This is a genomic window from Acinetobacter sp. Q85-2, from assembly GCF_013420555.1.
GTDB lineage: Bacteria > Pseudomonadota > Gammaproteobacteria > Pseudomonadales > Moraxellaceae > Acinetobacter > Acinetobacter indicus.
Genome location: NZ_VOXW01000029.1, coordinates 14,954 through 28,632 on the forward strand (window position 1 = coordinate 14,954; position 13,679 = coordinate 28,632).

At 46.6% G+C, this 13,679-nt stretch carries 12 protein-coding genes and 1 riboswitch; of the genes, 6 read left to right on the forward strand and 6 right to left on the reverse strand.

Annotation, left to right across the window (positions count from 1 at the left end):
• The first annotated feature begins 304 nt into the window (after positions 1-304).
• Positions 305-1,636 (forward strand): Na+/H+ antiporter NhaC family protein, encoded by a 1,332-nt coding sequence (locus tag FTT68_RS12885; RefSeq protein ID WP_180057703.1) that lies wholly within the window; start codon positions 305-307, stop codon positions 1,634-1,636.
• Between the two features lie 11 nt (positions 1,637-1,647).
• On the opposite strand, the gene FTT68_RS12890 is transcribed toward FTT68_RS12885, so the two are convergent.
• The gene (locus FTT68_RS12890; protein ID WP_180057704.1) at positions 1,648-2,733 is read right to left on the reverse strand and encodes an AraC family transcriptional regulator; all 1,086 of its coding nucleotides are present in this window, start codon (positions 2,731-2,733) and stop codon (positions 1,648-1,650) included.
• Between the two features lie 120 nt (positions 2,734-2,853).
• On the opposite strand from FTT68_RS12890, the gene FTT68_RS12895 reads away from it, so the two are divergent.
• Positions 2,854-3,732 carry a metal-dependent hydrolase gene (locus tag FTT68_RS12895; RefSeq protein ID WP_016658655.1) on the forward strand — a complete coding sequence of 293 codons (879 nt, stop codon included), beginning with the start codon at positions 2,854-2,856 and terminating at the stop codon, positions 3,730-3,732.
• A gap of 101 nt (positions 3,733-3,833) precedes the next feature.
• Here the strand turns inward: FTT68_RS12895 and FTT68_RS12900 are convergent, their stop codons facing one another.
• From FTT68_RS12900 to FTT68_RS12915, 4 genes are all read right to left on the reverse strand, one after another.
• Complete coding sequence (locus tag FTT68_RS12900; RefSeq protein ID WP_005179978.1) at positions 3,834-4,826, reverse strand: DUF2804 domain-containing protein; 993 nt, start codon at positions 4,824-4,826, stop codon at positions 3,834-3,836.
• Positions 4,827-4,993: 167 nt separating this feature from the next.
• Positions 4,994-5,512: a DUF1543 domain-containing protein gene (locus tag FTT68_RS12905; RefSeq protein WP_005179980.1), complete on the reverse strand. Its 519-nt coding sequence runs from the start codon at positions 5,510-5,512 to the stop codon at positions 4,994-4,996.
• A gap of 369 nt (positions 5,513-5,881) precedes the next feature.
• Positions 5,882-7,126: a tryptophan synthase subunit beta gene (trpB, locus tag FTT68_RS12910; RefSeq protein WP_168405850.1), complete on the reverse strand. Its 1,245-nt coding sequence runs from the start codon at positions 7,124-7,126 to the stop codon at positions 5,882-5,884.
• Positions 7,107-7,751 (reverse strand): phosphoribosylanthranilate isomerase, encoded by a 645-nt coding sequence (locus tag FTT68_RS12915; protein WP_075168221.1) that lies wholly within the window; start codon positions 7,749-7,751, stop codon positions 7,107-7,109. Before FTT68_RS12915 ends, trpB begins: the two co-directional genes overlap by 20 nt.
• A gap of 145 nt (positions 7,752-7,896) precedes the next feature.
• Positions 7,897-8,118, forward strand: a riboswitch (cobalamin riboswitch).
• A 37-nt stretch (positions 8,119-8,155) separates the two neighbouring features.
• Between FTT68_RS12915 and FTT68_RS12920 the strand changes: the two genes are divergently transcribed.
• The 3 genes from FTT68_RS12920 (at position 8,156) to FTT68_RS12930 (ending at position 11,570) form a co-directional block, all read left to right on the forward strand.
• A complete protein-coding gene (locus FTT68_RS12920; protein WP_180057706.1) occupies positions 8,156-10,036 on the forward strand; it encodes a TonB-dependent siderophore receptor in 1,881 nt (626 codons plus the stop codon).
• Positions 10,037-10,129: 93 nt separating this feature from the next.
• Complete coding sequence (locus FTT68_RS12925; RefSeq protein WP_104484676.1) at positions 10,130-10,711, forward strand: cob(I)yrinic acid a,c-diamide adenosyltransferase; 582 nt, start codon at positions 10,130-10,132, stop codon at positions 10,709-10,711.
• A gap of 145 nt (positions 10,712-10,856) precedes the next feature.
• Positions 10,857-11,570: a glycerophosphodiester phosphodiesterase gene (locus FTT68_RS12930; RefSeq protein ID WP_005179990.1), complete on the forward strand. Its 714-nt coding sequence runs from the start codon at positions 10,857-10,859 to the stop codon at positions 11,568-11,570.
• Between the two features lie 63 nt (positions 11,571-11,633).
• On the opposite strand, the gene FTT68_RS12935 is transcribed toward FTT68_RS12930, so the two are convergent.
• Positions 11,634-12,125: an META domain-containing protein gene (locus tag FTT68_RS12935; protein ID WP_180057709.1), complete on the reverse strand. Its 492-nt coding sequence runs from the start codon at positions 12,123-12,125 to the stop codon at positions 11,634-11,636.
• Positions 12,126-12,353: 228 nt separating this feature from the next.
• Between FTT68_RS12935 and FTT68_RS12940 the strand changes: the two genes are divergently transcribed.
• Entirely contained in the window at positions 12,354-13,520 is a 1,167-nt protein-coding gene (locus FTT68_RS12940) for an acyl-CoA desaturase (RefSeq protein ID WP_005179996.1), read from the forward strand.
• Positions 13,521-13,679 lie beyond the last annotated feature (159 nt).

Below are 13,679 nucleotides of genomic sequence, written 5' to 3' on the forward strand. Positions count from 1 at the left end.
CATCGCATTGTAACGCTATTTTTTGCTTATTGAACAGAGCACAGCTGGTCGATGCCCGATTTCATCAGCAAAGCGCGAATTCCAGAACAACCCGAAAGCTACATTTACCGATATTTCGGTTTTTTTCTCAATGATCAAAGATGCCTAATTTCGCTATTCCCAGCAATCTCAAGCAGTTAGAAAAACCCAATGGCTGAGCAAAAAAGATGATAAAAATAGGACAGTTAGCATTTACATTTAAAGTTTTCAGAAATAGCAAAAGCTGCTTTATACTAGCGCCGTTTTCAGACTTTTTCTTATTTCTATGATTTCCGACTCCCAGGCAAAAGTGCACGCTCGCGGGCTTGCGCTGTTGCCACTTATTGTATTTTTAGCCATTTTTTTAGGCAGTGGCATTTACCATTCCCTGATTGGGACCGAGTTTGCCTTCTATCAGGTCAAGGCGCCGGTGGCGGCCATTCCGGCGATTATCCTGGCATTATTGCTCTATCGTGGTCAGCTGAACCGGGCCATTGAAGAATTTTTACAGGGCGCCAGCCATCCCAATCTGATCCTGATGTTTATGGTGTTTATGCTGGCCGGTGCCTTTGCCAGCACCAGTGGCGCCATTGGCAGTGTCAATGCCACGGTACAGCTGGGCCTGTCAATCATCCCGCCTGAATTTGTACTGCCGATGCTGTTTCTGATTTCAGCCTTTGTTGCCACTGCCATGGGCACCTCAATGGGCACCATTGCAGCCTGTGCACCCATTGCCTTTGGTTTTTCCGAAGCCACGCAAATTGCCACGGTGTATACCATTGGTGCGGTGGTTGGCGGTGCCATGTTTGGCGACAACCTGTCGATGATTTCCGACACCACCATTGCCGCCACCAGCAGCCAGAAAGTACAGCTGCGTGACAAATTCAAGGTCAATGTCTGGATTGCCGTACCGGCCGCACTCATCACAGTACTGATTTATATTCTGATCAACCAGAATACCCAGGCCATTGCCTATCAGGAGTATAACGCCTGGCTCATCTTGCCTTATGTGGCGGTGTTTGTGCTGGCCTTTTCCCGCCTGCATGTACTGGCAGTGTTAACCATCGGGATTTTACTCTCTGCGCTGATGGGACTGTTGATGCTGCCCGAGTTTGATCTGCTCAAGCTGAATGGCGCTATTTATGATGGCTTTGTCGGCATGTTTGAAGTGGCGTTGCTGTCGATGCTCCTCGGCGGCCTATCGGCTATTATGCAAAAAGAAGGTGGCCTGGAATGGCTGATTCAACGCATCTACAAGCTGACGCGCCTGTTTAAAGTCGGTGCGCAACGTGCTGGTGAGTTGGGAATTAGCTTTTTGGTGGTGTTTTCCAACCTGTTTGTGGCCAACAATACTGTGGCGATTATCCTGTCTGGAGATATGGCGCGGGAAGTGGCACAGGTATATGGCGTCGATCCGAAACGCGCTGCCGCCCTGCTGGATATTTTCTCCTGCGTGGTACAGGGCCTGATTCCTTATGGTGCCCAGTTATTGCTGGCCTGCTCGATTGCCAAAATGTCACCGGTAGAGCTGATTGGCAGTGTCTATTATTGCTGGGTGCTGGCGATTTTTGCGATTGCCGCTATTGCCTTGCGTTTCCCTAAACTGCGCACGGCTTAAGACTGTACTTTTTAATTTTCCAAGCGGCTATTCAGCCGCTTTTTATTGGTGGTCTGTTGCTGACGCAGTACCCGGCGCCGCTCGGTTAAGGTCTGGCCGCAATGCGCTTTATAGGCACGCGCCAAAGCCGACTGATCGGAATAACCGAGCTGGCTGGCAATCTCGGTCAGGCTCAGCTTTTGCGGTAATAGCAACTCACAGCGTTTGATCCTTTCCATGTCCAGCAGCTGTTTAAATGAGGTCCCCAGTCCACTCAGTTGACGCTGCAAAGTGCGACTGGACATACACAGCTCGACAGCCAGCTCATCCAGCTTGGGTGCTTGTTGCTGCAGCCTTAAATAATCGGCAATCAAATAACGCAGCTTCTGGTCCAGCCCTTCCAGCAAAGGTTTGGCCGCCATCGCTTCTTCAGCCTGTTTTTTTAAAATCCCGATTAAAGTTGGATCAGGCTGCTGTGGTTGCAGCTGCAGGCTGTCGATGCTCAGCACCAGCTGATAATCCGGCTGATCAAACAACACTTCGCAGCCATAAAACTTTTGATATTGATACAGCGCCGTTTGCGGAGCATGGGCAAAATGAACCCGGCGCAAGGGAAAGTGTTCGGCCGCAAACATCTGCCGGGCCAGCTGCAGCATACAGGCAAAGGTGATTTCGTGAATCAGCGTGCTCTGATCCTGCGGATTCGGCCAAGACACAATCAGCAGATCATCCTGCTGCTGAATCTGCATGGGAACCGCTTCGTTAGCATCAATCACCAGCCGGCTAAACTGGGCAATATACTGCAAGGCCTCGGCCACGCTATTACTGCGCGAGGCCATATAGCCGAGCACACCAAAATGTTCCGGACGGATAAAACGCGCCAGTTCAAACACCAGATAGGCTGTGTTCAGCTGCTGCCGGGTCTGTTCCAGCAGCGCAATAAAAGCCTGACAGGAAGATTGGCCATCAATCGGCAAACTCAGTACATGCTGCACATATTGCTGCAAGCTGTCTGACAGCTCGAGCTGTTGCGGCTGCACACCTTGTGCCTGCAGGTAGGACTGCCACAAGTGTACATAGCCGTTTGGAATCTGAATATCACTCGGGTAAGTTGTCATCCTGACATTTCTTATTTTCACTATGGCGTAAAATGTATAAAAACTGGCAAGACTTGTCAAAACAAAGCCGCTAAAGCCCGACATACTGCAGATATGAACGACTAGATGAAGTAAAACAAGATGAATGCCATAGTCCAATATCAGGCGCAACCAGTGGTGCGCAGCAATCTCGACTTTAAACTGGAACAGATTCCACGCTTCTGGTTTGGTGGAGATCCTTTTCTGACCCGCATGTTTGATGCCTTAAGCCTGACCTTTCCCGATGGGGAACGCTATTTTATTCAGTCGGTACGCTTGTACCGCGAGCAGATTCAGCAGCCAGAACTGCAGCAACGCGTGGCCGACTTTATCCGCCAGGAAGCCCAGCATGGCATCGCGCATGACAAAATGAACCAGCTAATGAAAAATCAGGGTATGCCGGTGGATCAGTTTATCCGCCAGCTCAACCGGATTTTTAAATTTGAACTGGAAAAACGCTCCCCGGAATATAATATTGCCACCACGGCAGCAGCCGAGCATCTGACCGCCCTCATGGCTGAAACCTTTTATGCCCATCGCTCGACGTTAGCTGAGGCACATCCGTATGTGCGTGCCTTGTTTGCCTGGCATGCGATTGAAGAAATGGAACACCGCGATGTGGCCTTTGATGTAATGCGCGATGTGGCCCAAGTTTCTGAAGCGATGCGGCATTTTGCCCTGGTCTGGACCACGTTCCTGATGTTTGGTTTTACCATTTATCGGGCCAATATCATGTTAAAACAGGATGGCTTTAGTCTGTGGCAGCGTCTGCAACTGAATGCCAAAGGCTTGCCGTGGTTCTTTGGCAAAAAAGGCACCTTAACCCGGATGGGCCGGCTATATAAGGACTGGTTTAAAAAAGATTTTCATCCCAGCCAGCATCCGATTATTGCCCAGTATGAAGTCTGGATTAACACCCTGGAACAGACCAATGATCCGATTCAGGCCGGTGAAGCCTTCTGGCAGGCGGCTAAAGATTAAAGAAAAGTTATGATGGATTAAAAAAGCTGAATGTCAGGTTCAGCTTTTTTATTGAGTGGATGAGTTGTAGCTTTTTGGTGAGAAGGAGCAGCGACGAAGATCTACCATTTGGCATAATGCTGTTCCAGCAAGGCATATTCATTCAGGAACACAATTTCCTGATCATCCTGCACAATGGTGCCGCTGACTTTGGCCTGCCACTGGCTAAACTGGCTGCCCACCAGGCGCAGGTTCAGATTTTCATAACGGCGCCAGCCGGTGGTCACGGTTAAATTCAGGCTTTGATCCAGCGAGACAATATTCCACTGGTTATCTGACTGCTGCTCAAATAACACATCTGCCAGCGGATACAGGCGGCCATTGACCCACAGACAGTTTTCATTGCCAAAACTTTCATTGACGCCAGAAGCCAGATTAATGCCGACCCGCTTGTTCTGGGCATCCCAGAAATTACAAGACAGCCAGAACCAGGCCGTTTCCGGTCGTAAAAAACCACAAGTATCATCCAGAGAAACAAAAGTTTTGTCATGAAACTGGATGGTTTGTCCCTGCTTGTTGATAAAAAAACCTTCACAGCCGAGCGTGGTCAGCTTTTGGGTATAGGTCCAGCCATTAATCCCATTCGGACTGCACATGCTTAATGGATCAGTGCCGGCACAGAAAATTCGCGCACTCAGACGCAGTTCGCCGTATTTAGTCACCCGGATATAACGCACTCCATTGGCATGCTGAATATCCAGCTGATAACCGGCTTTATGAAAATGACTATGGTTAAACAGCGGCTGCTCGTCCAGCACCGTATGCCGGGCCAGAAAACTGATCGCATCCCATTCCAGCACTTCACCGGTCAAATGATTGTAGATATAAACAAAACCATGCCCGGCCCAAGCAATATCAACAATGGCCAGGCCGATGGTGTAGTGCTCATGCTGAATACAACAAAATTTAAACTTTTTATATTTTAATCGTTTACGCCACCCAGACAGCACATCACCATAAGGGCTTTTATATTGATAATGATGGTATTGGATACTGGTCGGTAATTGCTTAAAACGTCCGTAACGTGGCTGTCCATTCTGTTGTATTAAATCCATGTACGACATTCCATGTGGTTTGAGACACTGTAGCTACCGTTTTATTATGCCTATAAAATCTGGCCAGAAAAATAAAAATAAGATTATTTTATCTAAACAATAACAAAAACATAGATTGCTTTCTTTCACAATATTGGAGTCAAGCTGATTGCTTAAGTCTGCTACAGTCAGGACTCGGCAATAGGCAAATAGGTATTTTCCCAGCGGTTTCCGGCAAATTCCCCGGCCACCAGTTGCACATAACGGCCATGCACCTGATCAATGGCGATGCAGTCATCGACATCCAGCACCCGGTCGGTATGCTGCTTTTGCCAGTGTGCAGCAAAATATGCCTTGCCACGCTGTTTGGCCACCATGGCATTTTGTGCAACCACCAGAACATAGCGATGCAATTCGCCAAATTCACGCGCATCGTAGCCGCCTAAATTGATTAGCCAGAGTTTTTCATGCGCCTGATTCGGGGCCGCATTGCTAAATTGCAGCTGATATTGTTTGCCTTCAAATTCCACCCCATTGATTTGCGCCCAGGCATCAATATGTAAGCCTTGTTGTTCGCCAAACCAGGCCTGTCTTAGCTGAGGGAAAGTCTCTTCTAGCGTATCAGCCACGGTAAGAACCACATCGTGCACTTCGGTATTGGCGCGGGCATGACGACCGCCCAACATAACGATAAACAGACTTGGCATGGGAGACTCCAGAAGAGGGTTTTAACCAGGTAGAAGATAAATCAGCAATATGATACGCGTTGGCGATCGGGATGTCGCCTGTTGAGCAGCATGACAGGGACGTCAGATCTGCTCAACAAAAGTCTTTGCTTACTTTGGGCTTTTCCAAAGTAAGGGAAAATCTGGATGAATTATAATTGCCTGAATTTGTGTCAAAAATCGGATCTGAATAATAATCCTCCCCTCGTCCCTCCTTTAAAAAAGTGGGGAACTTTCATTACAACAATAAAAAAATCGCACCCAATTGCTTGAATGCGATTTAAATCCTCCCAACCCTCTTTTACTAAGGAGGGCTATTCCCTCTTTCTTAAAGAGGGTTAGGGAGATTTTTTACATATCCACCATTTCCACGCCATCAATACGCGCTACCGTCATCAAGTCTTTATCACCACGGCCTGAAACCGTTGCAATAATAATTTGATCTTTCGACATGGTTGGCGCCAGCTTGGTTACATACGCCATCGCATGTGAACTTTCTAATGCCGGAATGATGCCTTCAATCTTGGTCAGGTCACGGAAACCTTGTAAAGCTTCCTGGTCATTAATTGGCACATAATCCACACGATGCATATCTTTCAGGAAGCTGTGCTCAGGACCCACACCCGGATAATCCAGACCAGCAGAAATCGAATGGGTTTCAATAATCTGACCTTGTTCATCTGACATCAGGTAAGTACGGTTGCCGTGAAGGACACCGACATGACCGGCATTCAATGGCGCAGAGTGTTTCCCCGTTTCAATGCCTAAGCCCGCCGCTTCAACACCGTACATTTTCACATCCTGATCATTCAGGAATGGATAGAACAGGCCCATAGCATTAGAACCACCTCCCACACAGGCCACAAGTGCATCCGGCAGACGGCCGGCTTGTTCCTGAATCTGACGGCGTGCTTCACGGCCAATAATGGACTGGAAATCACGCACCAGTTGCGGATAGGGATGTGGACCCGCCACAGTTCCGATCACATAATAGGTTGAATCGACATTGGTGACCCAGTCACGCATCGCTTCATTCATGGCATCTTTTAAAGTTTTAGAGCCACTTTCTACCGCGACGACTTTGGCACCCAGCAAACGCATACGATACACGTTCATGGCCTGGCGCTTCACATCTTCCGCACCCATGAACACTACACATTCAAGACCTAAACGCGCCGCGATGGTTGCTGTCGCCACACCATGCTGACCGGCACCAGTTTCGGCAATAATACGTTTTTTACCTGAAAGTTTGGCCAATAACGCCTGACCAATGGTGTTGTTCACTTTATGCGAGCCGGTATGGTTCAGGTCTTCGCGTTTTAAGTAAATCTGTGCACCACCCAACTCTTTCGACCATCGCTCAGCATAATACAGTGGACTTGGACGACCGACGTAATAAGCGAGATCACGGTCGAATTCTGCCAGAAACTGTTCATCATTCTTCATGCGGAAATAGAGCTTTTCCAAGTCTTCTAAAGCCGCCATCAGGGTTTCTGACACAAAACGTCCGCCATGGATACCGAAGTGCCCTTTTGCATCAGGGAACTGGGTATAGTCAATTGCCTGTTTTTCTGTATTAACAGTTTGCTGATCCACGATGGACTCCTTGCATAAAGCGTTCTATGAGTTGTTGGTCTTTAATACCTTTTGCGGATTCTACGCCTCCGCTCACATCTACAGCAAACGCAGCTGTGGTGTGAATGGCGTCTTCAATATTGTCAGGGTTTAATCCACCGGCCAAAATCAGTGGAATATCCAGTTGGGGAAAGCTGCTCCAGTCAAAGCTGTGCCCGGTTCCGCCCTTTAATTCAGGATGCCAGGCATCTAAAAGTACAGCGCTGGCACCGGCCTGCTGATATTTTTGAATTTCAGCCACCACATCTAGGCCCGGTTTAACCTGAATCGCCTTGTACCAGCGACGTCCAACCTGCTGTGCAATTGACTGGCACTGTTCCGGGCTTTCATCGCCATGAAATTGCAGGATGTCCAGCGCGACTGTATTGAGAATGGCCTGAATCTCACGGGCTGAGCTATTTACAAATAAACCCACCACCTGCACATAAGGCGCAATGGCCTGTACCAGAACGCTGGCCTGTTCTGCGCTCACACTGCGCGGACTTGGAGGATAAAATACAAAACCAATTGCATCTGCACCACTGTTGACGACGGCATGTACATCTTCAACCCGGGTGATGCCGCAAATTTTGGCACGGGTTCGCATAACTTGTTTGGCTCTCGTAATGCCCGCTTTATAGCCTATCTATAAATATGGGGCCGGCTCATTGTAATGCAAATTTTTTCACTTGAGTAAAGTTCAGCCTGATAATTCTTGCACAAGTTGTTTAAAATGCATACGGCACTTATACTGCGCCCGTTTCACAGCAAGTTTAAGCCTTGGCTTTAGGGAAGTTGGTGAAAATCCGACACTGCCCCCGCAACGGTAACAATGAAACATATATCAGTTTAAATCATACGATTTACACCACTGTATTCAGATATGGGAAGGTGGATATATAGGTCCAGGTCATCATCAAGATGCTTGGCGCCACATTGAAGTCCGGATACCTGCTTGTTGTGCCCTTTAACTCAATCATTCACGTGGGGTGAATGTATGGAGCACATATCATGTCTATTCAATTTCAACCTACTGCCTTGGTAGGTGCAATCGCTCTTGCGATGGGGTTTTCAACTTCTGTCTTTGCTGCGGAGTCTCAAGAGCAACCTGCCGTCAATGCGGCCCTGGATACCTTGGTGGTTACAGCCACCCGTTCTGAAGAGAAGATTGGCAATGTGCCTGCGCGAATTTCGGTCATTGATCAGAAGACGATTGAATCAAACCCTATTCTTAATGTCTCTGAACTCATTCAACGCGATCCTTCTGTTTACATCAAGCAAAGTGGTGGCTTTGGACAAATTTCAGAAATTACACTCCGCGGTACCAATGCAGCCCATACTTTAGTGCTTAAAGATGGTGCTCGCTTAAATAGCCAAAATCATTATGGCCCGTTATACCCGACTTTTTTAGATACCACAGATGTTCAGCAAGTTGAAATTTTAAAAGGTCCTGCCTCTGTACAATATGGCACCGATGCAATTGGTGGCGTCGTCCAGCTGCTTTCCAAGAAACCTGAAAAATCCGGCGCCGAAATTACGGGGATCTATGGCGAGAATCAAACATATAAGGCAATTACCAAGGCCAATTTAGTTACTGATAACGGATTTTATGCTCAGGTTAGTGGACAACGATTAGAAACGGATGGCACAAGAATCCTCGACAACCAGAATAAAAATCAAAAAGCCAGTTTTGATCAAAAAGGATATGGTGCAAAAGTTGGCTATGAGAATGATGGTTTAAAAGCAAGTATCTCTATTAGCCAAAATGAAGGTGTTAACCAGTTCTATAACTGGATGACAGGCCAAAATGATGCGTTACGTTTCTTCGAAAACCGTTTAATTAACTCAAATATTGCCTACGATATTGCTGACAATTTGACGCTTGCCGCACGTTTCTCAAACTTTATTGATCATCAATATGTTCAGGATAGTGAACCAGGTCCATTTGATACAGAAAATAAAGAGGGAGATGTCAATCTTCGCTGGGCATTTACACCACAGCAGAGTATTTTGTTAGGTAGTACTTATCTGAAGTCTGATTTTCAAAGTAATTCTATAAAAGATAAGAAACAAGACATTGACTCTCTTGGTTATTATTTACAACACCAGTATTCATCTGAAAAGCTAAATACCCAAATCGGGATCCGTGCAGAAGACAATGAACTTTTCGGCACTCATACAGTAGGTCAAGGTGCGATTCGCTATCAGATTCTACCAGCGACAAGTATCTATGCGAATGTTGGCTCGGCCTTTAAAGCTCCATCTTTGACAGAACTCTACTATTTTTCTGAAGGCTTCTATCCAACGTATGGCAATCCTGACTTAAAACCGGAAAAGAGCATATCTTATGAAATTGGTGTCGACCAAATCATCACTGATCAACTAACTGCTTATTTATCTGCCTACCAGACCCATATAAAAAATCTCATTGTGAGTGACTATCTTGGTCAAAATAAATCAAGTTTTGCGAATGTAGAAAAATCTGAGGTTAATGGCGGTGAAATTGGCTTGAAGTGGAGGAATCAGGATTTATTCTTGAGCACAGAATATGCGTATGCGGATTCAAAAAATAAAAAAACCAATAACAACCTCGCATACCGACCAAAGCAAACCTTTACCTTATCAACCGGTTTAGAGAATGCCGCTTATGGCATTAGTGCCTCTTTAATTGCTCGATCAGATATTTATACTGACACAGCAAACAAGGTTAAGGCTCCTGGCTATGCGACAGTTGATCTCAATATGTATTGGAATCTGAACCCCAATATGAAGCTATTTAGTAATATCCAGAATATCGGAGACGTTAATTACAAAATTGCAGATAACTTTGGTGATGGCTGGTATGTCAACGAGGGCCGCCTCGCCTCTGTCGGCGTAACCGTTAAATATTAAACACCCCAAAGGACATATAAATTTTGAGGATCATGTCGTGACTGTGGCATGATCCTTTTTATATTCACATGATTAAAAATTCAAGGAACAGCTATGGGCCACCGTTTAAGTAAAATCTATACCCGTACTGGCGACTCAGGCACCACCGGTCTGGGTGATGGTTCACGTGTTGCCAAAGATGATTTACGCATTACCGCACTCGGCGATGTTGATGAACTGAATGCCACCATTGGCGTACTGCGCGCACAGATTACCGCTAGCACCATTCAGGACAAAGCCAGCTGGGATAAATCTTTAAGCCTGATTCAGCACTGGCTATTTGATTTAGGCGGTGAAGTCTGCATTCCGGGCTTTACTCTGGTACAACCGGTATCAATCGAGTTTCTGGAAAACGACATCGATCGGATGAATGAAACCCTGCCCATGCTTAAGGACTTTATTCTGCCTGCCGGCACCTTGGCGTGTAGCTATGCCCATCAGGCCCGTGCTGTCTGCCGCCGTGCTGAGCGTAGCGTGATGTCAGTGCATAGCCGTGACCAGAATATTCAGGCCACGTCTTTGCAGCTCTTAAACCGTTTATCTGACTGGTTATTTGTGGCTTCACGCACCCTGCAACGCAGTGAAGGTGGCGCTGAAGTGCTGTGGCAAAAAAACATTAACGAAACGATTGAATAAAGCCGTAATTTTCATAGAAAAAATTGATGAAAATATGCGCTGATCTGACTTGTATAAATTTAAGATCAGCGCACAATAGCGCTGTCACATCCCGGTCATCTTAAAGGCTCACAATGAAACTTCCTCCCCAAACGCTGAGCCTGTTATGCGTATAATTGGACATCGTGGTGCCCGCGGCGAAGCCCCGGAAAATACCCTGGGCGGTTTTCAGTATATTCAGGATTTAGGCGTACGCGCTGTCGAATTTGACGTACGTCAGCTCAAAGACCAGCAACTGGTCATTATGCATGATGATCATTTGATCCGGACCACCGGTCAGGACCGTCCGCTGTATGAATGCAGCACGCAAGATTTACATCATTATAATCAGGCCTATGGCTGGAAAAACTGGTCGAATTTTGAAATCACCCCGTATTTAAACCAGACCCTGGCCCTAATCCAGAACTTTGAACATATCGAAGTTGAAATTAAAGCGGTGGAAACCCAGGCGCAGGCTGAACAGCTGACTCTGGCCTTGCATCAGCAGCTCAAAGGCTTTGAACATTCTGCTGTGATTACCAGTTTTGACCTGAAAATCCATCAGGCCTTACAGGCGCAGCAGTCGACCTTTAAGCGCGGTTTACTGATTGAAGAAGATATCCAGGAACAGGCGATTGAACAGGCATTGCACTTTGGCTGCTGTCAGATTGGCTGGATGAATGAACTGGCGACCCCACGCATGATTCAGGCCACCCAGCAAGCACAACTGGGGGTCAGTGTCTGGACGGTGAATGAAGTAGAACGTGCCAAACAGCTGAAAGATTTAGGCATTAACGGATTAATTACCGATTTTCCAAAACTGATGATGCAGCATATTTAATAAAAATAGACGCTCAATCAGCCTGCATGTTACAGGCTGATTTTATATTGATTGAACTTCTATTTAGCGTTGATTGGCCTGAATCAGCATTAGCCCGCGCTCATCCAGCAAATATAAGGTTTTACCCTGTAACTGGAAGCGTTGGACCCGTTGCAAGGCATCCATCAAGTCGGCTTCCTGCGCCAGCGCATGATCACAACTATTATGCGTGGCACGGCTGTTCAGGCTTAAACGGCCCTGACTGAACTGCAGCTGATAGCGGCCGAAAAGAGAATTACAGCCGGTATTGCCCTGCAGATTCTGAAAACGGGAATTGAGAATTAAATACGGGCTGGCATGAAAATAACGTGCCTTTTTCCCCTGAATGGTTTGAATTTCCCAGCGAATATCCTGCAGACCATCGCTACTGCGTTTAACCGCTGCCGGTGCTTTTACCGCACGTGGCTGTGACTGGACTTTGGAGGCTGTAGAAGACGGCGGTGTGCTTTGACAGGCCGTAATGAAAACCACCGCGATCAAATACGGCAAAATTAAACTAATTTTACGGTATCTCATGTGATTGATTTCGCATTGATCAAGGATTTATCTTTATCATGCCGCAGCCTTCGATAAAATCAATGAAGCTTCAATCTTATTCTGTTACTGTTTGGTACAATACATCTGTACAATAATGCTAGTGACGCCGAAACGCGCATGCTAATATGCTCAAATCTTATTCCATACAAAAAGTAATGGATTAAGCACTTCTTTACACCTCCCCAGCTTTCAGGAGTACTGTTGGAGATGAATGCTCCCCTACCCAAAGCCCCAATTAACTGGGTTGCCGTTTTTGCTCTGGTGTTCTTGCCAATTGTCGCAATCATTGCCATCCCGTTATATGCTTACCACCATGATTTTAGCCTCGCAGCTTGGATCAGCATGTTTGTTTTACTTGGCGTTAGCAGCTTGGGTATTACAGCAGGTTATCACCGTTTATGGGCGCACCGTGCCTATGAAGCCACTTTACCTTTGAAAATCATTTTAATGATTATGGGCACCTTTGCCGTACAGAACAGTATCCTGTTCTGGGCCTCAGGTCACCGTACCCATCACCGTCATGTCGATGATGTCGATAAAGATCCGTATTCGATCAATAACGGTTTCTGGTACGCCCATTTAGGCTGGATGCTGCGTGACTATCCGGCAGCCGAACCAAACTATAAAAATGCGCCAGATTTGCTGAATGACAAACTGGTGATGTTCCAGCATAAATACTATGTACCGTTAGTGATTCTGGTGCATGTCGGCATTTTACTCCCAATTGGCTGGGCTGTTGGCGATATCTGGGGTGTTCTGCTATTAGGCGGTTTGATGCGTCTGATTCTGAGCCACCATGTGACCTTCTTTATTAACTCGCTGTGTCATATGTGGGGCAAACGTCCATATACCGACGAAAATACGGCACGTGACAACTTCTGGCTGGCTATTGCCACTTGGGGCGAGGGTTATCATAACTATCACCATATCTTCCAGTACGATTACCGTAATGGCGTGAAATGGTGGCAATATGATCCGACCAAATGGTTAATCTGGAGCTGTTCGAAACTGGGGCTGGCAAAAAACCTGCGCCGTATTCCAAGCTTTAATATTAAAAAAGCGGAACTGGCGATGAAGTTCAAATATGCCGAGCAGGACCTGGCGGTATATGGCCACAATGTCAATGACGACATCAGCAGCGTCAAACAGCGTCTGGCACAAGAATATGAAGCCTTTACCCATACCCTAAATGACTGGGCCAAGTTAAAAGAGCAGGAAATTCAGGCCAAGAAATCGGCGGTGGCAGAAAAAATCCATCAAATGGATGACAAGCTGAAAGTTGAATTCCAGCTGGTAGAACAGCGTCTAACCCATCATCGGGAAACCCTGAACATTCTGATGCGTAACCTGAAAAAGAATCCGGTTTCACAATAATACCAAAGCCCTGCAAAAAGCCTCCTGATGGAGTAATGCCAGTCAGTTAAGAGATTGACTGGCTTTTTCTTGGGTATTTTTGAGGTTTTCCTTTTACAACCCTTGGATAACTCCTCACTCTTCTCTCAGGTATAACATACCGATTAGATTTCTCCATTA

Bases quoted from the DNA above. Each gene is read 5' to 3' on its own strand.
- FTT68_RS12885 (WP_180057703.1), top strand. From the start codon at position 305: ATGATTTCCGACTCCCAGGCAAAAGTGCACGCTCGCGGGCTTGCGCTG.
- FTT68_RS12890 (WP_180057704.1), bottom strand. From the start codon at position 2,733: ATGACAACTTACCCGAGTGATATTCAGATTCCAAACGGCTATGTACAC.
- FTT68_RS12895 (WP_016658655.1), top strand. From the start codon at position 2,854: ATGAATGCCATAGTCCAATATCAGGCGCAACCAGTGGTGCGCAGCAAT.
- FTT68_RS12900 (WP_005179978.1), bottom strand. From the start codon at position 4,826: ATGGATTTAATACAACAGAATGGACAGCCACGTTACGGACGTTTTAAG.
- FTT68_RS12905 (WP_005179980.1), bottom strand. From the start codon at position 5,512: ATGCCAAGTCTGTTTATCGTTATGTTGGGCGGTCGTCATGCCCGCGCC.
- FTT68_RS12915 (WP_075168221.1), bottom strand. From the start codon at position 7,751: ATGCGAACCCGTGCCAAAATTTGCGGCATCACCCGGGTTGAAGATGTA.
- FTT68_RS12920 (WP_180057706.1), top strand. From the start codon at position 8,156: ATGTCTATTCAATTTCAACCTACTGCCTTGGTAGGTGCAATCGCTCTT.
- FTT68_RS12925 (WP_104484676.1), top strand. From the start codon at position 10,130: ATGGGCCACCGTTTAAGTAAAATCTATACCCGTACTGGCGACTCAGGC.
- FTT68_RS12930 (WP_005179990.1), top strand. From the start codon at position 10,857: ATGCGTATAATTGGACATCGTGGTGCCCGCGGCGAAGCCCCGGAAAAT.
- FTT68_RS12935 (WP_180057709.1), bottom strand. From the start codon at position 12,125: ATGAGATACCGTAAAATTAGTTTAATTTTGCCGTATTTGATCGCGGTG.
- FTT68_RS12940 (WP_005179996.1), top strand. From the start codon at position 12,354: ATGAATGCTCCCCTACCCAAAGCCCCAATTAACTGGGTTGCCGTTTTT.